Raw genomic sequence first — 23,586 nt, 5'->3', positions numbered from 1 at the left:
GGAGGAGTAGAAGGTGACAAAATAATGAACCTGAGGCTACAGCGAGATAACAATATGAAGACAGATTATTCATTTGATTTCGGTGCGGCTGTGCTTGCCGGCGTGCCGGCTCGCATTCGGCTTGTTAGCGGCAATGGGTAGAGGAATTGAGGCAAGGCGAGACGAGAGCAATCCCCATAAGAAAGAGGAGGCAGTACCTCCTCCGTTTGCGATGAATCCCATTTTCAAAAGGTTATTTTTCTCGCGGGGCGAACAGCTACACAGCAGCTCCTTCCCGCTTCCGGAAAAATGTCTTCAGCGCCTCGTACACCTCGCCCTTATCCTTAATGACATGATACATAAACTGGTCCAGCTTAATGTTCTTGTAAGCGGACATTAGCGTACTGCTTCGGTTGTATTGGTTGACCTCGCCGTATCCGAACATATTGCTTACCTTCAGCAGCTCGCCGATCAGCTTGACGCATCGTTCGTTATCGGAGGTGAGGTTGTCGCCGTCCGAGAAATGAAAAGGGTAGATGTTGTAGTTGGCAGGAGGATACCGGTTATGGATGATGTCGAGTGCCTTCTGGTAAGCCGATGAACAGATCGTGCCCCCGCTTTCGCCCCGGGTGAAGAACTCCTCCTCGGTCACTTCCTTCGCTTCGGTATGGTGGGCGATAAATACGATTTCCACCTTTTCGTACTGCCTGCGGAGAAAGCGGGTCATCCAGAAGAAGAAGCTTCGCGCGCAGTACTTCTCGAAGGAGCCCATACTGCCTGACGTATCCATCATGGCGATAATAACGGCATTTGATTCAGGGACAACCGTATCGTCCCATGTTTTGTAGCGGAGATCGTCGGGGCTGATGCCATGGATGCCGGGCTTGCCGTCTCTGGCGTTGCGCCGCAGATTTTCAAGAATGGTCCGCTTCTTGTCGATGTTGGACATGATGCCTTTCTTGCGGATATCGTTAAAGACGATGGATTGCGTCTCGATCTGCTCCTTGTCTTTGGGCTGAAGATGCGGGAGCTCGAGCTCCTCGAACAGCATGTTCTCCAATTCCTCCAAGCTGACCTCGGTTTCCACAATATCATAGCCCGCCTGATCGCCGGCCGATTCCCCTTTACCGGGCTGGGCAGAGGCAGGGTCGCGTCCGAGAACGTCACCGACCTTGCTGTCTCCGTCTCCTTGACCGACATGCTTCTGTTTCTGGTAATTATAGATGAACCGATATTCGTCAAGACTGCGGATCGGAACTTTAATGATCTGCTTGCCGTCGGACATAATAATATTTTCCTCGGTGATGAGGTCGGGCAGGTTGCGCTTGATCACTTCGCGGATTTTATGCTGGTGGCGCACCTGATCCTGGTAGCCTTTGCGGTGCAGCGACCAGTCTTCGCGGGATACGACGAACGAGTGTGCATCTTTGCTTTGCATGGACAGTCACCTCCCAAGTTGGCGTTGACACTGCTGCCTTCATTCGGCTGTAGTATTTCATTATATTCGGAAGAAAGAGCGATATGTGAGTGCGAATCGGTGCAAGCCATGAAAAAGACATCTTCCCGCCGATTCGGCGAACAAGATGTCTTCGCGATGGGTTAGGCATATGCGATTATCCGTTCAATACGAAGAGGAATAATGCTCCTATCGTTAGTACGACGACGCCGTTTACGATCGTAGCGATGACCGCAACGGTGCGCTTGCGGATTTTGGAGAAGCACCCAACGATCCCGAGAATGAGTCCGGCCAGATTGATGATCATGACGATGATGAATACTGCGGCCAGCGTAGTCATCGCCTCCACGGTTTCCTGGGTCGGCTGCAGCACGCCAGCCTCGGTGATATACGGCTCGACCATTGTCGTGCCGAGCGCGCCTAGAAAAATATAACCGAGCAGCGTTACGATCGACAGGATGAACGAAGCAATGCCGAAGCGGGAGTGCTTCCGATCCTCGGGAGGGATGAAGGTCGTTGTCGAATGGCTTGAAGCAGGCTTGTCTCCGGAAGGCGACGAGCTAGAACGTTGATCCATGAATACAAATCGCTCCTTACTTGGAATGACTTTCGATATACATGCCGTCCACAGGGAAGCTTGATTAGGCATCCTTATTAATTTTTCACAAAATGTACCTTAAATCAAGTCCAATCCTGCCGCCAACCGGTGGAAAAGCTTCGTATCATCCGGTAAACTTAAGGCATAGCGGGGCGGATAACGCCCGTATGAGAAGAAAGGATTGAAACCAATGCGTCGGACATTTATAGCTTGGGGCTCGGTCTTGATGGCGCTGTCCGTGGCGATCGGAGCTTTCGGAGCGCATATGCTGGAAGGAAAGATTTCGGCAGATGAGCTTGCCGTATATGAAACGGGTGTTCATTATCATATGATTCACGGGATTGCTGTCCTGATCGCGGGCATTCTGGCAGGTGCGCTTGGAGAGTCGCGCAAGCTGTACTGGGCGGGAACGCTGTTTATTGCAGGCGTGATCATTTTTTCAGGCAGCTTGTACGTGCTCAGCATCTCGGGTGCTAAGTGGCTTGGAGCCATTACGCCGATCGGCGGCGTATCGTTCATCGTCGGATGGATTATGCTGCTGTCGGCAGCGTTGTCCCGAAGCAAGGCATAAGAGCATGGCAGACAAGAAGAAACGGCTTCGTCCATCCCAAGGAAAGGGAGAGGGCGGGGCCGTTTCTTTATCTTTCTGCAACCCTATTACAGACGTTCAGCTGACGCTGAACTCGTCAATTTCATTGAGCTTGAACGTATATACCTGCTTCTCGTCGACATGATAGACGTTGACCAGGAAATTGCTCTCATCATAATTCAGAATACGGCACGGGAGGCTGGTTTGTTTGCCGTGGCGATTGGTCGTCAGGCGAACAAGGCGATTATCCTTGCTGTACATTTTAATCCACTCGAAAGGATCTGTTCCGGTTTCGGGAGCCGAAGCCGTGACGGGAGGTTTGCTGGCCGATCCGTTCTGCGCTGCAGGCGGGGATGCCGCTTGGGACGGTTTGGTCTTCTCGACAGGGAGAGAAGCGGGAGTCATCTTCTGTGAGGCTTTCGTGATGACGGAAGTTTTCTTGGCTTGGACCAATGTATTGATGATTTCACCAAGCTCCATGCCGGATTTGATCCGGAAATCGACGACTTCGGATTTGCCGTTCAGCATTTCAAGCAAATATTGTAAAGCCAGTGCGTTGGAGGGGCTTTTAACCAAAATATCAACGTTAAATAAAAAGCCGTGGTCCTCGATGTCAGGGTTTGTGTTCATAGCTTTTATCATTCACCAGCTTTCATATGTTTCTACTGAATCAAATATACCATAATTTTGAGATTTTCATAGTCCTAATGTCACACGCTCGTACATGATTATCTTCGCTTTAATAGACATTTGCACAAATGCCGCTGAGAGGAACGTCTCAGGCAGCGAAAGGGCCTTTCGCACCATGTCGGCAATAAAAGAATAAACATAATTCTAGACCTGATGTGAGAGGGGGTTAAGCCGATTGGTTACGCTGCTGCCGATTGACATTGAAGGACACACCGTCATGGGGGTCGAGGTTAAGCTGCCAAAGACGACGCTGCTGGCCGTCTATACTTCCCGCGGTTATATTATGTGCGGCGCGCTGGATGTCGGTCTGCTGAACGATAAGCTTGCGGACCGGAAGATCATTGCAGGGAGAGCCGTAGGCGTGCGAACATTGGAACAGCTTCTGGAGGCACCTCTGGAATCGGTGACGCTGGAGGCGGAGAAATGGGGCATCCATCCGGGACTGCAAGGCAAAGATGCAATTCTTCGGATGTTGTAATGGTGTTTTATGCAGCAAGGCGATTTCGTAAATGAAAGCTCTCCTTTCCCAGGGCATCGAGAGTGTCAGGATCGTAACATAAAAAACGGACACCGATCATCGTGGTGTCCGTTTTGTTAGTGATTAAGCTGCAGCTATTCGAACAGCTTCTTCAAATTTTCGTGATATGGCGCCTGTACAACGCCCTTCTCGGTAATGATCGCGGTGACGTATTCGTGCGGCGTTACGTCGAAGGCCGGGTTATACACCTTTACGCCTTGCGGAGCCGTGCGCTTGCCGAAGCCCTCGGTGATTTCCTCCGCCGGTCGCTCCTCGATCGGAATATCGGCGCCGGTAGGCGTCTCCAGATCAATCGTAGATAACGGGCAGGCTACATAGAACGGAATGCCGTGCGCCTTCGCCAGAACGGCTACGCCATAAGTGCCGATCTTGTTGGCGACATCGCCGTTCGCGGCGACGCGGTCCGTTCCGACGATAACCGCCTGCACCCAACCCTTGGACATGACCATGGCAGCCATGTTGTCCGCCAAGAGGGTTACGTCGATGCCGGCCTGCTGCAGCTCGAAGGCGGTCAGCCGCGCGCCTTGCAGCACGGGACGGGTCTCGTCCGCGAACACCTTGATCTTCATGCCCTGCTCATGGGCAAGGTACATCGGCGCCAGCGCGGTACCGTATTTGGCCGTTGCCAAGCCGCCTGCGTTGCAGTGCGTAAGGATGCCCATACCGTCTTTGAAGAACGGCAGCGCGTTCTCGCCGATTCGGCGGCAAACATCCTCGTCCTCCGCGCGAATGGCTTCTGCTTCTGCCAGGAATGCCGCATTCAGCCCGCTGATATCGAGGCCGTCCGCAGCGAGCTTGGCCGCGGCAAGCTTCATCCGGTCCAGCGCCCAGAATAGGTTGACGGCTGTCGGTCTGGAGGTGGCCAGGTATTCGCTCGTCTTGACAACCTGCTCGAGCCATCCGCCGGCATCGCTGCCTTCATAACGGAGTCCTCCAAGCACAGTTCCGAAGGCGGCCGCGATGCCGATCGCCGGCGCGCCCCGAACCTTCATGGAATGAATGCCTTCCCAGACTTCCTCGGGGGTATAGAGCTTCAGATAGACGATTTCTTCGGGCAGAAGCCGCTGGTCTAGCAATACCAGGTGGTCTCCGCCCCAATATACGGAGCTTAGCGGTTCATGGGTGGTGGAATTATCGGTGGTCATACCGCTCATATCGATACCTCATTTCCTTGGGATGCTTGTTCGACCAATGTTACGATATCATCAATGGATTGAATGGAGCGGTGGTGCCGCACCAGGCTCTTGCCGATTGCCAATGCTTTACGCTGAGCCGCTTCCCTGCCCTTGTCGCCCGGGATCGTGTCGATATCGGCCACGTGAGACAGGCCTACGATGCGCCGTATCATTTTGCAGCCGGCAAATCCGGCGGTATCCTTTAGAATCTGGGAAATGTAATAATCCTGATAGCCTGCCGTACGGGACATCTCGTCTTGCAGACCTTCATTCCAGAGCAGGCGGAAACCGCTCTCGAAATGCGTCCATACGCCCCGCGCCATCTCAATAAGTCTTGCTTCACGGGCAGCCCGTGTCTGCTCATCCGAGGACCATCCGATCTGCGACGCATAGTTGAGCAGCAGATTGCCGATGACCGCGCCGATATCGAATCCCATAGGCCCGAAGAAGGCGAATTCCGGGTCGATGACCTTGGTCGAATCCGGCTTGACGAAGATGCTTCCTGTATGAAGATCCCCGTGAAGCAGCGCCTGCGCCTGCGTCAAAAACTTATGGCGAAGCAGCGTGACTTCGAAGTGAAGCTCCGTATCGGAACGAAGCACCTCCGCCTCATCCTCGATCGCCTCGGAATAATTGTTGTTGTCCGATTTCCGGTAAGGATCCTCGAAGATCAGATCCTCGGTGATTTTGCATAAATCGGGATTCACGAACTGGCCGGCAAGCACCTTCTTCTCCTGCTGATTCATCCCGAGATCCGACGTGTAGAAGAGCGTTCTCGCCAAAAACTCCCCGATATGCTCGGCGAATTTCGGATAGGCTTGGCCTTCGATGAGCCCTCTGCGCATAATCGTATATTCGCTCAGATCCTCCATCACGGTATAGGCAAGCTCATCGGAATATCCGTAGACCTCAGGTACAAGTTCCGGGCAGATCTTATGCTCGGTTTCTAAGGCCAAACGCTCGATTCGCGCACGGTCCAGAGACAGCGGCCACGATTCGCCGACGACCTTTGCATAAGGAACGGCCTGCTTGATAATGATACTATCAGCCGTATTTTTGGCGGTGACGTGAAACACCAGATTCAGATTGCCGTCGCCGATTTCCCGGCACTCCAGCTCGGCATGCTCCGGGAACCGGCCCGGGATACTTCTTGCTAACTGTATAGCTTCCTCTGCGCTCAGCGGATGATATGCAGACATGGATGGTCACCCCCAAATATAATAGAAGAAAACTTAAAGCCAACTTTTTTGCTTGGTATTACCTAGTATAACGGTTTTTCGCGAATTTTGTATAATTTTTTGGACGGCTGCGGAATATGCGAAAGGAGTATGATTCGCATATCGGCTCAAGGGGTAAACTACAAATAGACGCCCAAGCGCAGATTTGTGCTCCTATATAATTGAAGGATTACGTGAAAGGCGGCATGCCTTGCAGCAGAAGGATGCCGACGGCTGACGGCCGTTCCTTTGCGTGTCACAGGGTGCATTATATATAGAAAAGGAAGGGATTAACCATGGCAAAAACATCGTCTAGCAAATCCGCAGGAAAAACGAAAAGCTCCTCGCTGGAGCAGCTGTTGAACCAGCAGGTTGCAAACTTTAACGTGCTCTATGTGAAGCTTCATAATTACCATTGGTACGTTACCGGGCAGCAGTTCTATTCCCTTCATGTGAAGTTTGAAGAACTGTATAATGAAATTACGCTGAAAATGGACGAGGTTGCAGAGCGGCTTCTTGCCCTCAAGGGCAAGCCGGCGGCAACCATGAAAGAATATCTGGACCTGGCAACCGTGCAGGAAGCATCCGGCAATGAGGATACGAAGGGCATGGTGCAGGCGCTGATCGAGGATTTTGCCACGGTTTCGGAAGAGCTTGCAGAAGGGATCGAAATGGCCGAGGAAGCAGGCGACGCCCCGACGGCGGATATGTTCACGGGCTTTAAGGCCGACCTTGAGAAGCATATGTGGATGCTGCGCTCTTTCTTGGGATAAAGAGGCTGTTTCATAGGATGAAGTTTAGTTCACCTGTTCTTCATGGCATAAAGAAGGATCGTATTCGATCGCCAATCGCATCACAAGCTTCATGCTGTTAGACTTGTACCGTCCGGCGACGAGCGTTTGTGAAAGCCGTCGCCGGGTGCTGTGGCGTTTAACGCATGCAGCATCTCGATGGCAGCTAGCCATGAACAGGGAACAACAAGCAGGTTTGACCGCCGATGGGTCAGGCCTGCTTTTTAATTGTTGATGGGAATTGCTGGTTATTGGTGCCCTTAGTTTCGGTTATGCTACAGGATAATCGGAGGTTATGACGATCAGGTGTTGTTTTGATGAAGGGGAAGTCTGCCGCTTAGCCGTAAAAGGCTTGTCCGGTTGAAATGCATCCTGTATTATTATAAAATGGCTTGAGAATCAGTGAGAATCAGTTTAGAATAATTATAAATAAATAATCACTTTTCTTTCTTGCTTCTTTTTATGAAATCAGGGCGTACAATCCTGTTATCATATAGGACCATAATACACTACCTATTCAACGGAGGGAATCTAATATGTCAACAAAGTTTGTCATTGAAGGATTGAAAGCACAAATCGAAGGGAAGGAAATTCTTAAGGGGATCAACCTTGAGATGAAAGGCGGCGAAGTTCACGCCATCATGGGACCTAACGGTACAGGTAAGAGTACCCTCGCTTCCGCTTTGATGGGTCACCCTAAATATGAAGTAACGGAAGGTACGGTTCTTCTGAACGATGAAGACCTGCTCGAGATGGAGGTTGACGAGCGTGCACGCGCCGGATTGTTCCTCGCCATGCAGTATCCAAGCGAAATTGCCGGAGTAACGAACTCCGACTTCCTGCGCAGCTCCATCAATGCACGCCGAGGCGAAGGCAATGAAATCTCGCTGATCAAGTTTATCCGTCAGATGGAAGGCAAGATGAAGGAGCTTGAGATGAACCCAGAGTTCGCTCACCGCTACTTGAACGAAGGCTTCTCCGGCGGCGAGAAGAAGCGTAATGAAATCCTGCAAATGATGATGCTCGAGCCGAAAATTGTCGTGCTTGACGAAATCGACTCCGGTCTCGATATCGATGCTTTGAGAATCGTGGCAAACGGCGTGAACGCCATGAAATCGGAAGAGCGCGGTTTCTTGATTATTACCCACTATCAGCGCTTGCTTAACTATATTACTCCTGATTACGTACACGTTATGATGCAAGGACGCATCGTGAAATCCGGCGGCCCTGAGCTGGCCGAGAAGCTGGAAGCCGAAGGTTACGACTGGATCAAGGAAGAGCTGGGAATTACCGATGAAACTGTAGGTCAAGACGCGTAAATTGACGGGAGGAGGAAACGATATGACTACACAAACCATTCTTCCGGTCAACGCTGAGGCTTTGAAGGCATTGTCCGAAAGTAAACAGGAACCGGCCTGGCTGACAGAGAGCCGTCTGGCTTCTCTGGAACTGGCCGGCCAGTTGGAATTGCCAAAGCTGGAGAAGCAGCGCATCGAGCGCTGGAACATCCAAAGCTATGGCGAATATAAAGAAAGCAGCAAGCTAGCTTCCTTTGAAGAATTGCCAGAGCATGTTGCGAAGCTTGTCGAAGGCTCCCGTGAGGGCGGCTTGATCATTCAGCGCAACTCCGGCACGGTCCATGTAAGCCTCGCTCCTGAGCTTGCAGCGAAAGGCGTGATTTTCACCGATCTGCAAACCGCGGTTAAAGAGCACGAGGATCTGGTGAAGCCTTACCTGCATCAAGCGGTTAAGCGGGATGAACACGCAATGGCGGCTTTGCATGCGGCGGTGTGGAACGGCGGGGTATTCCTGTATGTACCGAAAAATGTCGAAGTTGACGTTCCAATGCAGGCGGTGCTGCTGGCAGACGACGCCGGTGCAACCTTTGCTCCGCATATTCTCGTCGTTGCCGAAGCGAACAGCATGGTAACTTATGTCGATAACTACGTGTCCGATGCGTTGAACGCTTCTGTGACCCATAACGGAGCGGTGGAAGTGTTCGTTAAGAACGGCGCCAAGGTCCGCTATGCATCAGTGCATCAGCTGGCTGCTGAAGCAACGGACGTCACGTATCGCCGCGCGGTCGTCGAGAACGACGGCTCCATCGAATGGATTGTCGGAGAGATGAACGACGGGGATACGGCAAGCGATACGATGAGCGTTCTTAAGGGCAACGGTTCGACATCCGATGCGAAGGTCATCGCGGTCGGCTCCGGCTCCCAGAAGATCAATTACACCACCCAAGCGAAGCATTTCGGCAAGAGCTCGGCGTCCCAGATGATTACCCGCGCGGTCATGCGCGAAGAAGCGCAAGCGATCATTAACGGGATTACGAAGATCGAGAAGGGTGCAACGAAGGCTGACGGTCAGCAAACCGAACGGGTGCTGATGCTTAGCCCGAAAGCGCGCGGCGACGCCAACCCGATTCTGCTCATCGATGAGGATGACGTAACTGCAGGTCATGCTGCATCCGTCGGTCAAGTGAACCAGGAGCAGATTTACTACCTCATGTCCCGCGGAATTTCACGCACGGTGGCGGAATCGCTCATCATTTACGGTTTCCTCGCTCCGGTCGTCAGCGAAATCCCGCTGGAGGGACTTCGTGACCAGCTGCAGGGGCTCGTTGAAAGGAAGCTGGGACAATGATTGCCCGGATTCGAGAGCAATTTCCCATCCTCCATCAGGAGATCAACGGACATCCGCTGGTCTATCTCGACAATGCGGCGACTTCACAGAAGCCGCAGGTCGTAATAGACGCCGTCAAGCGGTATTATGAATGGGAGAACTCCAACGTCCACCGCGGGGTTCACACGCTCGGCAGCCGTGCGACGGACGCCTATGAAGGAGCACGGGAGAAGGTCGCCCGTTTCATTAATGCCGAAAGCTCCGAGCAAATTATTTTCACGCGCGGCACGACGACGGCGCTGAACCTGGTTGCCTCGTCTTATGCACGCTCCGTATGCGGTCCCGGCGATGAAATCGTCCTGACCGAAATGGAGCATCACAGCAATCTCATTCCGTGGCAGCAGGTGGCCATCGCCACCGGCGCTACGCTGAAATATATTCCGCTGCAGCCTGACGGCACGATTCGCGTCGAGGATGTCGAGGCGCTGGTCACAGACCGTACGAAGCTGGTAGCGATCGCTTATGTCTCCAATGTCATGGGCGTGATCCATCCTGTGAAGCAAATAGCCGAAATCGCTCACCGTCACGGTGCCGTCATCGTTGTAGACGGTGCGCAGAGCACTCCGCACATGAAGGTGGATGTTCAGGATATAGGCTGCGATTTCTATGCCTTGTCCGGACACAAGATGTGTGCTCCGACCGGCATCGGGGCGCTTTACGGCAAGAAGGCGCTGCTGGAGGCGATGGAGCCGATCGAGTTCGGCGGCGAAATGATCAACGATGTCGGCTTGTATGAGTCGACGTGGAAGGAGCTCCCTTGGAAGTTTGAAGGGGGAACGCCGATCATTGCCGGGGCTGTCGGTCTTGGTGCAGCCATCGATTTCCTTCAGGAGATCGGCATGGATGCCATCGAGCAGCATGAAGAGAAGCTCGCTGCTTATGCGATGAATCGTTTGTCCGAGCTTGAGGGCGTGACGATTTACGGCCCGCGCGAGCGCAAGGTCGGGATCGTTACCTTTAATCTCGGCGATATTCATCCGCATGATGTGGCAACCGTTCTTGATGCGCAGGGCATCGCGATCCGGGCAGGCCATCACTGCTGTCAACCGCTGATGCGCTGGCTGAAAGTATCTTCTACGGCACGCGCAAGCTTTTATCTGTATAATACAGAAGAGGACGTTGATCGGTTAGTTAGCGCCTTAATCCAGACAAAGGAGTATTTTGGCGATGCAACTTGATGATTTATACAGACGTGTCATCATGGATCATTATAAAAATCCCCGCAACCGCGGAAAGTTCGAGGACGACGCGGTAACGGTCGATTTGAACAACCCGACGTGCGGAGACCGAATCTCCTTGCAGCTGAAAGTTGAGAACGGGGTCGTGGCTGATGCCAAATATACGGGGGAAGGCTGCTCCATCAGCATGTCTTCCGCCTCGATGATGACGGACGCCGTAAAAGGCAAATCGCTCGAAGAGGCGCTGAGCCTGGCGGACCGGTTCTCCTCCCTCATGCAGGGCGAGGACGTTGAATTCGAAGAGTACGAGGATATTGAAGCCCTATCCGGTGTTAACAAGTTTCCTGCCCGCATTAAGTGTGCAACACTCGCGTGGAACGCACTCCGAAAAGGAATAGACGCGAAGTAAGCGAATGACAATAGATCGATAGGGAGGTAAGTCAAATGGCTAAAAAGGCACCCGAATTAGAAGAGTATAAATATGGTTTCCGTGACGAGCACAAAGCCGTTTTTCAAACTGGTAAAGGATTGACCCGCGAGGTCGTTACGGAAATTTCCAAAATCAAGAATGAGCCGGAGTGGATGCTGGAATTCCGCCTGAAGGCGCTGGAGCAGTTCGAGAAGATGCCGATGCCTCGTTGGGGCGGCGATCTCGATGAGCTGGATTTCAACGACATCCAGTACTATGTAAGACCGTCCGAGAAGCAAGGGAAGACTTGGGAGGAGGTTCCAGCCGAAATTAAGGAAACCTTCGACAAGCTCGGGATCCCGGAAGCGGAGCAGAAGTTCCTTGCAGGCGTATCGGCGCAGTACGAATCCGAAGTGGTATACCACAACATGCAGAAGGACCTTGAAGATCAAGGCGTTATCTTTATGGACACGGATACCGCTCTGAAAGAGCATCCGGAAATCTTTAGAGAATACTTCGCAACAGTCGTTCCGCCGGCAGATAATAAATTTGCCGCGCTGAACAGCGCGGTATGGTCCGGCGGAAGCTTCATCTATGTTCCGAAGGGCGTGCAATGTGAAATTCCGCTGCAGGCGTACTTCCGTATCAACTCCGAGAACATGGGTCAGTTCGAGCGTACGCTGATCATTGCCGACGAAGGCAGCTTCGTGCATTATGTCGAAGGCTGTACGGCTCCGATCTACAGCACGAACTCGCTTCATAGCGCAGTTGTCGAGATTATCTGCAAGAAGGATGCACGTGTTCGCTACACGACAATCCAGAACTGGGCGCCGAACATCTACAACCTGGTGACCAAGCGCGCGGTTGCGGAAGAGAATGCAACGATGGAATGGGTCGACGGCAACATCGGCTCCAAGCTGACCATGAAATACCCTGCCGTTGTCTTGAAAGGACGCGGCGCCAAAGGCATGGTGCTCTCCATCGCGGTTGCAGGCAAAGGCCAGCACCAGGATGCAGGTGCGAAGATGCTTCACTTGGCTCCGGACACCACTTCAACGATCGTATCGAAATCGATCAGTAAGCACGGCGGTAAAGTAACCTACCGCGGTCTGGCATCGTTCGGCCGCAACGCCGAAGGCGCGAAGGCGAATATCAAGTGCGATACGCTGATTCTCGATAATGAGTCGACATCCGATACGATTCCATACAACGAGATCAAGAACGACAACATTACGCTAGAGCATGAGGCGACGGTATCCAAGGTATCCGAGGATCAGCTGTTCTACCTTATGAGCCGTGGTCTTACCGAGGACGAAGCTACTCAGATGATCGTTATGGGCTTCATTGAGCCGTTCACGAAAGAACTGCCAATGGAGTATGCGGTCGAAATGAACCGCCTCATCAAGTTCGAAATGGAAGGCTCCATCGGTTAATAACTTCCAAGCAGGATTAGAATATAGGCTGACATCGAAGAATGGGCTGCCCGCGAGATCACAGATCTTGGGCAGCCCATCTTTCTGTTATTGCGAGGTATTCGCTGAGGCAAATATTTCTCATTTCGCGGTGGTTTCGAGTTTTTTCAGACATTGAATGTGCATCGTCGCTACTCGGACAATAAGCCTTACAAAAGAGCGGGGCTTCTCCAGGAATGCAAACCTACCAACATTCGAATAAACTGCGAGCTTGTTCCGTATATAACCGGGGAAGCCTGTGGGACGGCTTGCTTTACGATGTTTTGGCGGTAATCTGTTCTACAAATAAATTCCCCGGACGATTTGCTGTTTCAATCGCCGGGGAATTTTCGTTTATGTATATACGTAAGGCATGAGTTCATTTTAGAGCAAGATCTCCTGGATCTCGGTATCCGGTTCCTTGGACAGATCAATAAAGCGCTCTCCGGCTTGAACGAGGGGACGGAAGTAGTCCGACTGGTTATTCGCAACGATGATGCCTGATTCGCCGGTTGTCAGGACGACTTTTTTACCGATGAAATATGGAAGCATCTGCCGGATGAACGCATGAGTCGCCTTCCCGTTCAGCTTGCCGAAGCTGAGGCCGTAGAGCTCCCGCAGAACGGTCAGCAGCTGCTGCTTGGATTGATACACCCGGTTGGTCGTCATGGCGCTGTAGACATCGGCGACTGCGCAAATCTGCGCGTAGGGGTGGATCTGATCCTCGCCGATCGCTTTCGGATATCCGGAGCCGTCGCCCCGTTCATGATGCTGGAGGGCCACGGTTGCAGTGATTTTGTCCTGCGTTGATTCATAGATCATTTCGTAGCCGTAAATGGTGTGCAGCTTGACTTGCTCATATTCGTCCGGTGTCAGCTTGCCGGGTTTATCGAGTATTTCCCGGGGGATTCGGCACTTTCCGATATCATGGAGGAAGCCGGCTTTGCCGATGTCATACGCTTCCTGCTCAGAATAGCCCATCCATTCGGCGATATAATAGGACAGCATTCCAACTTGAATGGAGTGGCGGTAGGTGTAATCATCCTTGCCATTAAACAGAAGCAGGAGAGAAACCACGTCCTTCTGTTCGCTGAGCGAGTCGACGAGCGGATGAAAGGTGTCGTCGACGACGGATTCATTAAACTTTCCCGTCATTGCCGCTTCCTCGAACATGGATCTGCACCCGTCGAACGCGAGATTGAACTGCGGTTGAACCTGTCGGAACGATTCCGAGATATCGGATAGCAGCTCGATGGATTCTGCAAGCTGGCGGGGGGAAATATCGATATAATCGATGCCGTGCTGAAGGAGCTTGGATATGTCCTCCATGCGCAGAATCGTTCCTTTGCGAAGAACATGAACGCCGTTACTGTTGAATGCATCTTGTTGGATGTGATCGCCGGGTCTCAGGTCCGTGACATGTACTCTCAAATCATTGCACCTCTTGCCCTTATATAAATGAAAAGTTAAGACCATCTTAGCAAGAAAATTATGGTTTTACAATGATTGAATAAGTCTTATAGCCTAGCAGTCGGGTCCCATGGGCCAGTTTGCGGGCCTTTCCATTCGGAGCCGTCATCCCAGATTTCCTTTTTCCAGATCGGGACGGTTCGCTTCAGCTGCTCGATGGCATACCTGCTTGCTTCATAGCAGTCGTTTCGATGAGGCGAAGAGACGGCAATGACCACGCTGGTTTCACCAATATCGACTGTGCCAATGCGGTGGGAAATCGCGCATAAGGTGCCAGGCCACTGATTGGAAATGTCTCGACAAATTTGCTGCAATTCTTTTAGCGCCATGGGGATATAGGCATCATACTCTAGCGTAACCGTTCGTTGCTCTCCGGTCATCTCCCGGGTCGTGCCGATAAAAGAGAGCGTTGCGCCATGGTTGGCATCATGGACCTTCGCCACGGTCTCCTCGACCGAGAGCTTCTCGGACGTGATCAGACAAGTTCCATCGGGGGACTGAGCGCTTCTGCAGCGCTGCTCCCCGGCACCGTCTCCGCCGGATACAGGCGGAATCAGAGCAACCTCATCCCCTGACTGAATAAGCTGATCCTCCAACGCATATTCTTGATTGATTGCTACGAACGAAACCGCGATCTGCTGTGCGGCGTCCGGGTAAGCGTCGCTAAGCTTGTGCTTTAATTCTCCGGCTGTAATCGGAAGGGCGGGTACGGAAAACGCAAGCGAAGCGGAACCGATTCGATCGGCCAGCCCCGCGAATAATAGGATCGGAATAGTCGTCGACATTTTGCATCACCTCATAATTCTTCTGGGCTACAATATACCATATTCCTCGTCAAAATGTTATGCTTGAAAGACCGGAAAATCACGTGATACGAACATGGGAGGAGGCCGCCTGAATGCTGAAGAAGAGCCATGACCAGAAGCTTACAATCCTGTATACAAATGATATACATAGTCATTTTGAAATGATGAGTAGCGCGGCGGCTATTATTTCCCGGGAAAGAACGGCCGCGCAAGGCCCGGTGCTGGTGCTTGATATAGGCGACCATATGGACAGAGCCGCTGTCGAGACGGAAGGCTCGATGGGACAGGCGAACGTGGATATTATGAATTTGACAGGATACGACGCAATTACCATCGGCAACAATGAAGGGCTTACCTTTCCGGCGGATGTGCTGGAACATCTATACGCCGGTCTTCAATGTCCCGTCGTCTGCTGCAATATCCGCGAGACCACGAGTGGTGCCCCCCCACGCTGGATGAAGCCGAGCATCGTCGTTGAGAAGGAAGGCATCCGGGTGGGAATCACCGGTGCGACGGCTGCTTTCGCGGGGTTTTATCAGCTGCTGGGCTGGGAGGCTTCCGACCCGGATCAAGCGATCGCGGAGCAGGTACGGCTGCTGTCGGATCGATGCGATCTCGTCATTGTACTGTCGCACCTCGGTTTAACGACGGATAAACGATTGGCGGAAAACATTGAAGGCATCGATATTATTTTGGGCGGTCATACCCATCATGTGCTCGAGGACCCGCTTGTCATCGGTGGCACCGTCATATGCGGTGCCGGAAAATTCGGGAATTATGTCGGTCGGCTAGTCATGGAGCGGAGCAGTGAGAATGATCGATTTATGAGCAGGGAAGGGCTGCTGCTTTCCGTGGATCAAGCGCTGATTGAGCCGATTGTCGAGCAGGCGATTATGCGGCATCATGAACTGGCCGAGCAGCGGCTGCAGGAACAGGTAGCGGTCATTGACCGCAAGCTTCCGATCCATTACGAAGAGGAATCGCCATTTGCGAATCTGCTCGCCCAGGCGGTGCTGCACCATACGGGAGCCGAGTTTGCCATCGTTAATTCCGGGCAGCTGCTCGGACCGCTTCCGAAGGGTGAAATCAGCGCCGGCATGCTGCACAGTCTGTGCCCGTCCCCGATCAATCCCTGCGTCGTAACTCTGCGTGGAGAGCATATTTATCAGGCGCTGGAAGAGAGCCTGCTTCTGGAGTTTAACAACAAGAAGATTACGGGGTTCGGATTTCGCGGTTATATATTGGGCTGTTTGGCAGTGGACGGACTACAGGTTCATTATGATCCATCGGGATTGCCTTACCATAAAATCACAAGCATTACGCTGGGCGGACAGCCGCTCGAGCGTACACGGGAATACAGGGTAGGCACGCTGGACATGTTCACGTTCAAGATCGGCTATGAAACACTGGCTCTTGGTACGGACACGGCTTATATGCTTCCGGAATTTATCCGGGATTTGCTTAGGGAAGAGCTGTCAAGACCCGGATCGCTTGACGAGACGCTTGTTCCCCGCTGGATATCCTGAACATCTCCTTCGACTAACTTCCTTTGGCCGAGCATACATATGAGGAGGACAAAGGTTAAAGGAAGGGGATGGACATGGATTTTCTTACATCCATCATATTGGGAATTGTAGAGGGCTTCACCGAATTCATCCCGGTATCCTCTACGGGGCATATGATTTTAACGGCAAAGATGCTCGGATATGACGATCAGACGCCCATCATGAAGACGTTCGAGGTGGTCATCCAATTGGGAGCCATATTGGCGATCGCGATCGTCTACTGGAACCGTATCCTTACACTGCTTGGATGGAGCCGCAGCGAGCCGATTGCCAAGGCAGCGCCGAAGAGACTGAATCTGATCCACGTATTGTTGGGGATTGCCCCGGCGCTGCTTGTTGCCTATTTCGCAAGAGATTTCATCAAAAGCCTGTTCCATGCGCAGACCGTTTTGTTTGCGCTTGTCGCAGGGGGCATTTTTATGATTTTCGCGGAGTGGTACAATAAACATAAAGCTCGATTGACCGCTGAAAATGTGGATGATATGACGTACAAACAGGCGTTTTTGATCGGTTTGTATCAGATTATATCCGTATTGTGGCCGGGGTTTTCCAGGTCGGGCTCCACCATCGCCGGAGGCATGATCAGCGGTGTCAGCTACAAGGCTTCGGCTGACTTTTCGTTTCTGATTGCAATTCCGATTATGTGTGCCGCGTCCGGCTATGAGCTGCTGGATTCTTACCGAAACTTTACGTCGGACACGATCGGCGTATTTATTGCAGGTTTTATTGTTTCGTTTGTTGTCGCTTATTTTGTTGTCTTGGCCTTTATGAAGCTTATACAGAAGATCCGGCTTACGCATTTTGCGATTTACCGTTTTGTTCTGGCTGCCGTATTCTGGCTGTTTATTATGCACTAATATACAGAATAAAGAACAGGTTAAGCCTGAACCATCCGGTTTTTACGTACAGCACCCTGTAAAGGCCAGGCGCATAAATCCCATACGTGTGACGAATAGCAGAGGAAGTGACGGATTGCGTCTAATACCTATTGATGCGTTGAAGCCGGGAATGGTAATTGGTAAAAAAATATATAACAGTGACGGTCTGGTGCTGCTGTCCGAAGGTGTGGAGTTGACGGATCGCCTGATCCGCCGTCTTGGCGGGCTGGAGATCAGTTATGTGTATATCCAGGATGCGATGACAGAGGATATCGTGGTACAGGAGCTGCTGTCGGAAGAAACACGGCTCAGGGCCATTCAGTCAATCCGGAGCAATTTCAAAAAATTGGAGAGTCGTCCGGATCTGGGAGGAAGCTTTCTCCATCTGGGAAAGGCCTTTTCCGGCGTCATGGAAGCGATCATGGATGAACTGTCGGAGCACGAGGAATGTATGGTGCTGCTGACCGATATGAACACCAATGATTACAATTTGTATCGCCATTCATTAAACGTATGCTTGTATACGACGGTGCTGGGCTTATCCTTCGGTTACAGCCGTGAGGAGCTCCGGGTGCTGAGTCTCGGGGCACTCCTCCATGATATAGGCAAGACCAGAATATCCCAGTCGCTGCTGCAGCGGCCGGGACGTCTGAGTTTGGAGGAGTTTCGTGAAGTACAGAGACATACGGAGCTCGGTTATCAGATTCTAAAGAACGAGCCCAACATTCCGCTAATGGCGGCGCACTGCGCGCTCTCCCACCATGAACGCCTGGACGGCAGCGGCTACCCCCGCGGGTTGAAGGGACCGGAAATTCACGATTATGCCAAGTGGGTTGCAATCGCCGATTCCTATGATGCCATGACGACACAGCGGGTATACAAGCCCGCGCTGCTGCCGCATCATGCGGCAGAAGTGATGTATACCGGGTCGGGGACGCTGTATGAACAGAAATTTCTCGAAGTGTTCCGGGATCGGGTCGCGATATACCCACCCGGGATCACCGTGAAGCTCCACACAGGGGAGAGCGGGGTTGTCTCCAAGGTTCATCCCCATGTACCGCACCGTCCGGTCGTTCGGGTGCTAACGGATGCAGAAGGGGTGCCGCTAGCCGCGCCTTATGAAGTGGATTTGTCCAAAACACTGGCCGTCATGATTGCCGGTATCGGACAAGCTAACGTGGACTGATTATTGTTAACTAGGAGGTAGACTCGTGAGACAGGATAGCCACCCGACACCGCTGTATAGATGGGGGCAGCAGATTTACCGCTGCCGTAAAGCCATTGTTCTTGCCTGGTTGGCCTTGTTTTGCGTGCTGCTTCCGTTTGCGCTCAAGCTCCCTTCCATACTGGAGCATAACGGTTTTACGCCGAAGGACAGCCCTTCACAGGTCGGGCTCGAGAAGCTTGAAGAGGGGCTCGGACTGTCTGCGGCGTCCCTCGATATTGTAGTGGTAAGCAGGACGAAAGAGAATTTGACGGCCGGGACGGCGCAGAAGCGAATTTTGGAGGAGCTGGCGCCGCTGCGGTCACTTCCGTATGTTAGGGATATCTATATGAATACGTCCTCACGCCAAACCGGCGAGGACCATATCGTTGCGGTGAAGGTGCTTCTGAATCTGGACGCGTCGGAAGCGCTCCGGCGATTTGGGGAGATCCGCAGTAACGTGCCCGACATTGTCGGTGCAAACGCTTATATTACCGGGAATACCGCCGTATTCGCCGATATGAATGAGGCCGTGAAGAGCGATATTATCCGGGCGGAAATCATCGGCATTCCTGCTGCGCTGCTAATCCTTCTAGTGGTCTTTGGCACATGGACGGCTGCAGTTCTCCCGCTGATCGCCGGGCTGGTGAGCGTCGCGACCACGATGGGAGCTTTGTATTTCCTGGCGCTGGCGGACGGGTCGATCAGCAATTTTCTGCCGAATGCCGTTACGATGCTGGGATTGGCCGTGGGCATTGATTATGCATTGCTTATTGTTAGCCGTTTCAAGGAAGAGCTCAGGAACGGGGACGTGGAGAAGGCCCTGGCGATTACCTGCGCGACAGCCGGAAAAGCGGTGATGTTCTCCGGGGGAGCCGTTCTGATCGGATTTGCGGCGATGAGCTTTATTGATCTGCCGATTTTCCGCTCCTTCAGCATCGGAGGCATTACGGTCGTGGTCGTATCGGTTCTTGCCGGTAATACGCTCCTGCCGGCGCTGCTCGGTATTCTGGGAGTACGAATCCACGCCCTGCCCCTCCTTCCAAAAAGATATAGATCGCGCCGTGAAGTTGTCCGTCCGTCCGGGTTCTGGCGAAATGTCTCCCGATTTGTGATGGCACATCCTGTCATCATCTCCGTAGCTGTTATCGCGCTGCTGTTGGCAGCCATTTATCCGGTAAGAAACATGAATATCGCCATTCCGGCTGCCGAGGTGCTGCCGCCGAAATATGAATCCCGATACGGCAATGATTTAATGACGCGCGCATACGATGTACGCGAGTTGAACTCCATTGTGGTTGCAGCTGAGCTTCCGGCCGCCTATGACGATCCCCAAAGCATCCGCGCGTTAAAGGCTTATACGGACGAAGTGCGGATGATGCCCGGTGTTAAACAGGTTGGCAGCTATCTGAGCATCGGCCGGGGATCGGAAGAGGAAGTGGCGAAATATTTGTCCCGTGCGGATATCCGGGAGCAGCTGGAGCAGTACCGGCTGGTTCGTGATAAGATGGCGGTTGTAGCCGTAGTCCCGGAATACGGGGAGGCGCATGCATTGACGGCTCAGCTTGTCCGGGATCTGAGAATGATGGATACGCCGGGTCTGGAGACGCATGTTACCGGAAGCCCGGCTTATAAGCTTGATATTATGGACAAGATGCAGGAGCACATTGTGCTTGTGCTGGGCTTTGTATTTGCCGTGACGTATGTGATTCTGCTGATCGCATTTCGCTCCGTGCTGCTCCCTCTAAAGGCGAGCCTGATGAATATGCTCAGCCTTGGGGCAGGGCTTGGGGTTGTGGTGTGGGTGTTCCAGGAGGGAATCGGTGCGGATTGGCTCGGGGTATCTTACACGGGAACGATTTTCGCCCTGCTGCCGATTCTGATCTTTTGCGTAGTCTTCGGCATCTCCATGGATTACGAGGTCATGATGATCTCCCGCATTATGGAGAATTATGAGCGCACGGGGGATAACGAATACAGCACAGCCGAAGGCCTTGAGAGCACGGGAGGATTGATTACGAGCGCGGCCCTGATTCTTGCCGTGGTCGTGGGCGCATTTATTTTTACGGACAATGAAGTTATGAAAGCGATCGGGCTCGGGCTGACGGTTGCGGTGCTTCTGGACGCAACCATCATTCGGGTGCTGCTCGTACCGGCGTTTATGAAGCTGCTCGGGAAGGCCAACTGGTGGAGCCCGCGTTGGCTGCTGCCGAGGAGGATGGCAGTGACGACTGCGGAGGACCCGCTGGAGCCGGGGCCGGAACAGAAACCAGCCCAATAACGATACAGGTACATGCAGAGACCTTCTATACAGATATGCTATAATCATATAATGAACCATGAACTGTCAGCCGTCCGGGTACATAAAGACGTTGTATCTGATTGAACCGGTAATTCAAAGAAATAAGGTGAGTAAACCATGAGTAATACAGCACAGCCAACACCACCGGCCCTAAGGCCGATTTCGCCGAGTTATGATCCGTGGGATCCCATTACATCCTTGCGTCAGCATGGCAAGCATGTGCTGACCAGCGTGGAAATGACCGTAACCCATCTATGCAATATGCGGTGCGAGCACTGTGCCGTGGGGGATATGCTGGTGATGAAGGAAGCGCCGATGCTGCCGCTCGATATGATGCTAAAGCGGCTGGATGAGGTGGAGCATCTGCAGACGATCAGCCTGACAGGCGGCGAACCGGCTTTTCTTGGCAAAACGGTGGATGATGTGATCGTGCCGCTCCTTAAATATGCGAGAGAACGGGGGATCCGAACGCAGATCAACTCCAATCTGACGCTGGATATCAGCAGATATGAAAAAATGCTGCCCTATCTGGATGTCATGCATATCTCCTTCAACTACTTAAACGGAGATGATTTCTACGAAGTCGGTTTTGCAAACAGCGCTCGTCCGGTCTCCAAGGAGACAGCATATCGTATGTATGATACGATGCTTCTTAATTCGGAGAAGCTGAGTGATGCGGGGATGTATATATCCGCCGAATCGATGATTAACTATCGAACCCATCAGAAGCTGGGCGGAATTCACAAGCTGATCAAGGAGATGGGCTGCAAGCGGCATGAGGTGCATCCGATGTATGCTTCGAATTTTGCATCCTCGCTCCCGGTCTTGTCGCTGGCCGATACGAAGGCAGCCATACACGGCTTGCTGGACGCGCGCGATCCCGACATTTGGATGCTGTTCGGAACGCTGCCGTTCTTTGCTTGCAGCTCGGATGAGGATGATCAGGCATTGCTTCGACGTCTCCGCACGGAGCGCAATGTTACGGTCCGGAACGATCCGGACGGGCGCAACCGGGTAAACGTGAATTTATTCTCAGGTGACGTATACGTGACGGATTTTGCTGATATTCCGGCTTTTGGTAATATTAAAGGACAGAGGCTTGATGACATCTTTGAAGCATGGTCGACGGGGCACCCGCTGAATCAGACCGTAAACTGCCATTGCGATGCGGTAAGCTGCTGCGGGCCGAACCTGCTGGTGGCGGACATGTATTACCGGGGTGTCGACTTCAAGTCCAGAAAAGCAAAGACTAACTAGAATCCGGAAAGAAGGCGTATCATCATGACAGAGGGATTTGAGGTCGGGAAACTGATTTTGAATTTGCTCTTGGTATTACTGCTAGTACTGCTGAACGGCGTGTTCGTGGCTGCCGAGTTTTCATTGGTCAAAATGCGGCAGTCGCGGCTAACCCAGCTCGTAAGCGAAGGGAACAGGCTTGCCGGCTTTGCGCTAAAGGTCAATCAGAAGCTGGACGCCTATCTGTCGGCTACGCAGCTGGGGATCACGCTCACCTCGCTGGGTCTCGGATGGATCGGAGAGCCTGCGATATCGGAGCTTCTTGTCGCCCCGATCATGCACAGCATAGGGTTTACGGATGAACGAGTCATCACCACGATCTCGGTTGCGGTCGGCTTCTGCATCATCACGTTCCTGCATATTGTATTAGGGGAGCTTGCGCCGAAATCGCTGGCCATTCAGAAAACCGAGGGCACTGCGCTGATTCTGTCGGCGCCGCTGCTCTGGTTTTACCGGATCTTTTTGCCCGTGATCTGGGTGCTTAATGCATCGGCGAACCGCATCTTGAAGCTGGTCGGAATCGAGCCTGCCAGCGAGGCGGAGGCTGCGCACTCGGAAGAAGAGATCCGCATCCTGATGAACGAGAGCGCGAAGAGCGGCGTTATCGACCAGAATGAAATGCAGCTGATGGACAACCTGTTCGATTTCTCCGATTTGAAGGCCCGTGAAATCATGCTGCCAAGAACCGACATGATCTGTCTGTTCACGAATTACTCCCTAGAAGAGAATCTGCGAATTATCACCGAGACGAAACATTCCCGCTATCCGGTCGCAACCGACAACAAGGACCGCATTATCGGATTCGTCCACATTACCGATCTTCTGCTGGCCGAGCCTGACAAGCAGCGCAATCTTGCGGCGCTGGTCCGACCGATTATGGACGTTTCCGAGTCGATGGAGATCAGCCAGGTTCTGCGCCAAATGCAAGCCAGACACGAGCAGATGGCCCTTGTCGTGGATGAATACGGAGGAACGGCAGGGATTCTGACCGCCGAGAAGATTCTTGAGGAGATCGTCGGGGACTTGTATGATGAGTTTGAGGACGAGCGCCCGGAAGTGGAAGTGCATGACCATTATATCTCCGTAGATGGACGCATGCTTATTGAGGACGTGAATGATTTGACGGGGCTCTCGATTGAAGAGCAGAATATCGACTCCATCGGCGGTTGGCTGTTCAACGAGCTGGAAGGCAACCCCGTCGTAGGGAGGAAAGCAACGTTTGACGGCGTTGTGTTTGAAGTCGAGGAGTCTACCCGTCTGCGCGTAACCCGAGTCATTATTCATCAGAAGCCGGAGGGCAGTCTCTGAT

General features: G+C 52.6%; 21 protein-coding genes. 14 read left to right on the top strand and 7 right to left on the bottom strand.

Features of this window, described 5'->3' with window-relative positions; translation table 11 throughout:
• Window positions 1-256 precede the first annotated feature (256 nt).
• Both yhbH and J2Z18_RS06260 read right to left on the bottom strand, forming a co-directional pair.
• Window positions 257-1,417 carry a sporulation protein YhbH gene (gene yhbH / locus J2Z18_RS06265; protein ID WP_028403840.1) on the bottom strand — a complete coding sequence of 387 codons (1,161 nt, stop codon included), beginning with the start codon at window positions 1,415-1,417 and terminating at the stop codon, window positions 257-259.
• A gap of 175 nt (window positions 1,418-1,592) precedes the next feature.
• Window positions 1,593-2,012, bottom strand: a complete 420-nt coding sequence (locus J2Z18_RS06260; RefSeq protein ID WP_210094385.1) for a hypothetical protein — start codon at window positions 2,010-2,012, stop codon at window positions 1,593-1,595.
• A 211-nt stretch (window positions 2,013-2,223) separates the two neighbouring features.
• On the opposite strand from J2Z18_RS06260, the gene J2Z18_RS06255 reads away from it, so the two are divergent.
• On the top strand, window positions 2,224-2,604 hold the full coding sequence (locus tag J2Z18_RS06255; RefSeq protein ID WP_028403842.1) for a DUF423 domain-containing protein: 381 nt from the start codon (window positions 2,224-2,226) through the stop codon (window positions 2,602-2,604).
• Window positions 2,605-2,700: 96 nt separating this feature from the next.
• On the opposite strand, the gene J2Z18_RS06250 is transcribed toward J2Z18_RS06255, so the two are convergent.
• A complete protein-coding gene (locus J2Z18_RS06250) occupies window positions 2,701-3,252 on the bottom strand; it encodes a hypothetical protein (protein ID WP_245255877.1) in 552 nt (183 codons plus the stop codon).
• 235 nt (window positions 3,253-3,487) lie between these two features.
• Here J2Z18_RS06250 and J2Z18_RS06245 point away from each other — a divergent pair, with 235 nt between their 5' ends.
• The gene (locus J2Z18_RS06245; protein WP_028403844.1) at window positions 3,488-3,790 is read left to right on the top strand and encodes a YunC family protein; all 303 of its coding nucleotides are present in this window, start codon (window positions 3,488-3,490) and stop codon (window positions 3,788-3,790) included.
• A 134-nt stretch (window positions 3,791-3,924) separates the two neighbouring features.
• Here J2Z18_RS06245 and mtnA read toward each other — a convergent pair whose 3' ends face one another.
• Window positions 3,925-5,004, bottom strand: coding sequence for an S-methyl-5-thioribose-1-phosphate isomerase (mtnA, locus tag J2Z18_RS06240; RefSeq protein ID WP_028403845.1), 1,080 nt, complete (start codon window positions 5,002-5,004; stop codon window positions 3,925-3,927).
• Window positions 5,001-6,224, bottom strand: coding sequence for an S-methyl-5-thioribose kinase (mtnK, locus tag J2Z18_RS06235; RefSeq protein ID WP_028403846.1), 1,224 nt, complete (start codon window positions 6,222-6,224; stop codon window positions 5,001-5,003). The genes mtnA and mtnK overlap by 4 nt, the downstream gene beginning before the upstream one ends.
• Window positions 6,225-6,538: 314 nt before the next feature.
• On the opposite strand from mtnK, the gene J2Z18_RS06230 reads away from it, so the two are divergent.
• From J2Z18_RS06230 to sufB, 6 genes are all read left to right on the top strand, one after another.
• Window positions 6,539-7,015 carry a Dps family protein gene (locus J2Z18_RS06230; protein WP_007127361.1) on the top strand — a complete coding sequence of 159 codons (477 nt, stop codon included), beginning with the start codon at window positions 6,539-6,541 and terminating at the stop codon, window positions 7,013-7,015.
• A 554-nt stretch (window positions 7,016-7,569) separates the two neighbouring features.
• On the top strand, window positions 7,570-8,352 hold the full coding sequence (gene sufC, locus J2Z18_RS06225; RefSeq protein WP_007127362.1) for a Fe-S cluster assembly ATPase SufC: 783 nt from the start codon (window positions 7,570-7,572) through the stop codon (window positions 8,350-8,352).
• A gap of 22 nt (window positions 8,353-8,374) precedes the next feature.
• A complete protein-coding gene (gene sufD / locus J2Z18_RS06220) occupies window positions 8,375-9,679 on the top strand; it encodes a Fe-S cluster assembly protein SufD (protein WP_144868274.1) in 1,305 nt (434 codons plus the stop codon).
• Window positions 9,676-10,896, top strand: coding sequence for a cysteine desulfurase (locus J2Z18_RS06215; RefSeq protein ID WP_210094383.1), 1,221 nt, complete (start codon window positions 9,676-9,678; stop codon window positions 10,894-10,896). Before sufD ends, J2Z18_RS06215 begins: the two co-directional genes overlap by 4 nt.
• Window positions 10,886-11,305: a Fe-S cluster assembly sulfur transfer protein SufU gene (gene sufU / locus J2Z18_RS06210; protein WP_007127365.1), complete on the top strand. Its 420-nt coding sequence runs from the start codon at window positions 10,886-10,888 to the stop codon at window positions 11,303-11,305. The genes J2Z18_RS06215 and sufU overlap by 11 nt, the downstream gene beginning before the upstream one ends.
• Window positions 11,306-11,340: 35 nt before the next feature.
• Complete coding sequence (gene sufB / locus J2Z18_RS06205) at window positions 11,341-12,738, top strand: Fe-S cluster assembly protein SufB (protein ID WP_077567779.1); 1,398 nt, start codon at window positions 11,341-11,343, stop codon at window positions 12,736-12,738.
• A gap of 402 nt (window positions 12,739-13,140) precedes the next feature.
• Here the strand turns inward: sufB and J2Z18_RS06200 are convergent, their stop codons facing one another.
• Window positions 13,141-14,187 (bottom strand): HD-GYP domain-containing protein, encoded by a 1,047-nt coding sequence (locus tag J2Z18_RS06200; RefSeq protein ID WP_144868270.1) that lies wholly within the window; start codon window positions 14,185-14,187, stop codon window positions 13,141-13,143.
• 86 nt (window positions 14,188-14,273) lie between these two features.
• Window positions 14,274-15,011, bottom strand: a complete 738-nt coding sequence (locus tag J2Z18_RS06195) for a molybdenum cofactor biosynthesis protein (RefSeq protein ID WP_144868268.1) — start codon at window positions 15,009-15,011, stop codon at window positions 14,274-14,276.
• A gap of 113 nt (window positions 15,012-15,124) precedes the next feature.
• Here J2Z18_RS06195 and J2Z18_RS06190 point away from each other — a divergent pair, with 113 nt between their 5' ends.
• The 6 genes from J2Z18_RS06190 to J2Z18_RS06165 all read left to right on the top strand — a co-directional run bounded on the left by J2Z18_RS06190 (window position 15,125) and on the right by J2Z18_RS06165 (window position 23,585).
• Window positions 15,125-16,558 (top strand): bifunctional metallophosphatase/5'-nucleotidase, encoded by a 1,434-nt coding sequence (locus J2Z18_RS06190; RefSeq protein WP_210094382.1) that lies wholly within the window; start codon window positions 15,125-15,127, stop codon window positions 16,556-16,558.
• 74 nt (window positions 16,559-16,632) lie between these two features.
• Entirely contained in the window at window positions 16,633-17,454 is an 822-nt protein-coding gene (locus tag J2Z18_RS06185) for an undecaprenyl-diphosphate phosphatase (protein ID WP_028403853.1), read from the top strand.
• Window positions 17,455-17,569: 115 nt separating this feature from the next.
• Complete coding sequence (locus J2Z18_RS06180) at window positions 17,570-18,661, top strand: HD-GYP domain-containing protein (protein WP_144868264.1); 1,092 nt, start codon at window positions 17,570-17,572, stop codon at window positions 18,659-18,661.
• Window positions 18,662-18,686: 25 nt separating this feature from the next.
• Window positions 18,687-20,960, top strand: coding sequence for an MMPL family transporter (locus J2Z18_RS06175; protein ID WP_144868262.1), 2,274 nt, complete (start codon window positions 18,687-18,689; stop codon window positions 20,958-20,960).
• A 138-nt stretch (window positions 20,961-21,098) separates the two neighbouring features.
• Complete coding sequence (yfkAB, locus tag J2Z18_RS06170; RefSeq protein WP_007127373.1) at window positions 21,099-22,238, top strand: radical SAM/CxCxxxxC motif protein YfkAB; 1,140 nt, start codon at window positions 21,099-21,101, stop codon at window positions 22,236-22,238.
• A 24-nt stretch (window positions 22,239-22,262) separates the two neighbouring features.
• Window positions 22,263-23,585, top strand: a complete 1,323-nt coding sequence (locus tag J2Z18_RS06165) for a hemolysin family protein (RefSeq protein WP_028403857.1) — start codon at window positions 22,263-22,265, stop codon at window positions 23,583-23,585.
• Window position 23,586: the final 1 nt, after the last annotated feature.

The organism is Paenibacillus lactis (assembly GCF_017873605.1).
GTDB lineage: Bacteria > Bacillota > Bacilli > Paenibacillales > Paenibacillaceae > Paenibacillus_AQ > Paenibacillus_AQ lactis.
Note: the sequence above shows the minus strand (reverse complement) of the source record. Positions and strands in the feature narration are given on the sequence as shown.

Coding starts and splice junctions, on each gene's coding strand:
- yhbH (WP_028403840.1), bottom strand. CDS start 1,417: ATGCAAAGCAAAGATGCACACTCGTTCGTCGTATCCCGCGAAGACTGG.
- J2Z18_RS06260 (WP_210094385.1), bottom strand. CDS start 2,012: ATGGATCAACGTTCTAGCTCGTCGCCTTCCGGAGACAAGCCTGCTTCA.
- J2Z18_RS06255 (WP_028403842.1), top strand. CDS start 2,224: ATGCGTCGGACATTTATAGCTTGGGGCTCGGTCTTGATGGCGCTGTCC.
- J2Z18_RS06250 (WP_245255877.1), bottom strand. CDS start 3,252: ATGAACACAAACCCTGACATCGAGGACCACGGCTTTTTATTTAACGTT.
- mtnA (WP_028403845.1), bottom strand. CDS start 5,004: ATGAGCGGTATGACCACCGATAATTCCACCACCCATGAACCGCTAAGC.
- mtnK (WP_028403846.1), bottom strand. CDS start 6,224: ATGTCTGCATATCATCCGCTGAGCGCAGAGGAAGCTATACAGTTAGCA.
- J2Z18_RS06230 (WP_007127361.1), top strand. CDS start 6,539: ATGGCAAAAACATCGTCTAGCAAATCCGCAGGAAAAACGAAAAGCTCC.
- sufC (WP_007127362.1), top strand. CDS start 7,570: ATGTCAACAAAGTTTGTCATTGAAGGATTGAAAGCACAAATCGAAGGG.
- sufD (WP_144868274.1), top strand. CDS start 8,375: ATGACTACACAAACCATTCTTCCGGTCAACGCTGAGGCTTTGAAGGCA.
- J2Z18_RS06215 (WP_210094383.1), top strand. CDS start 9,676: ATGATTGCCCGGATTCGAGAGCAATTTCCCATCCTCCATCAGGAGATC.
- sufU (WP_007127365.1), top strand. CDS start 10,886: ATGCAACTTGATGATTTATACAGACGTGTCATCATGGATCATTATAAA.
- sufB (WP_077567779.1), top strand. CDS start 11,341: ATGGCTAAAAAGGCACCCGAATTAGAAGAGTATAAATATGGTTTCCGT.
- J2Z18_RS06195 (WP_144868268.1), bottom strand. CDS start 15,011: ATGTCGACGACTATTCCGATCCTATTATTCGCGGGGCTGGCCGATCGA.
- J2Z18_RS06190 (WP_210094382.1), top strand. CDS start 15,125: ATGCTGAAGAAGAGCCATGACCAGAAGCTTACAATCCTGTATACAAAT.
- J2Z18_RS06185 (WP_028403853.1), top strand. CDS start 16,633: ATGGATTTTCTTACATCCATCATATTGGGAATTGTAGAGGGCTTCACC.
- yfkAB (WP_007127373.1), top strand. CDS start 21,099: ATGAGTAATACAGCACAGCCAACACCACCGGCCCTAAGGCCGATTTCG.
- J2Z18_RS06165 (WP_028403857.1), top strand. CDS start 22,263: ATGACAGAGGGATTTGAGGTCGGGAAACTGATTTTGAATTTGCTCTTG.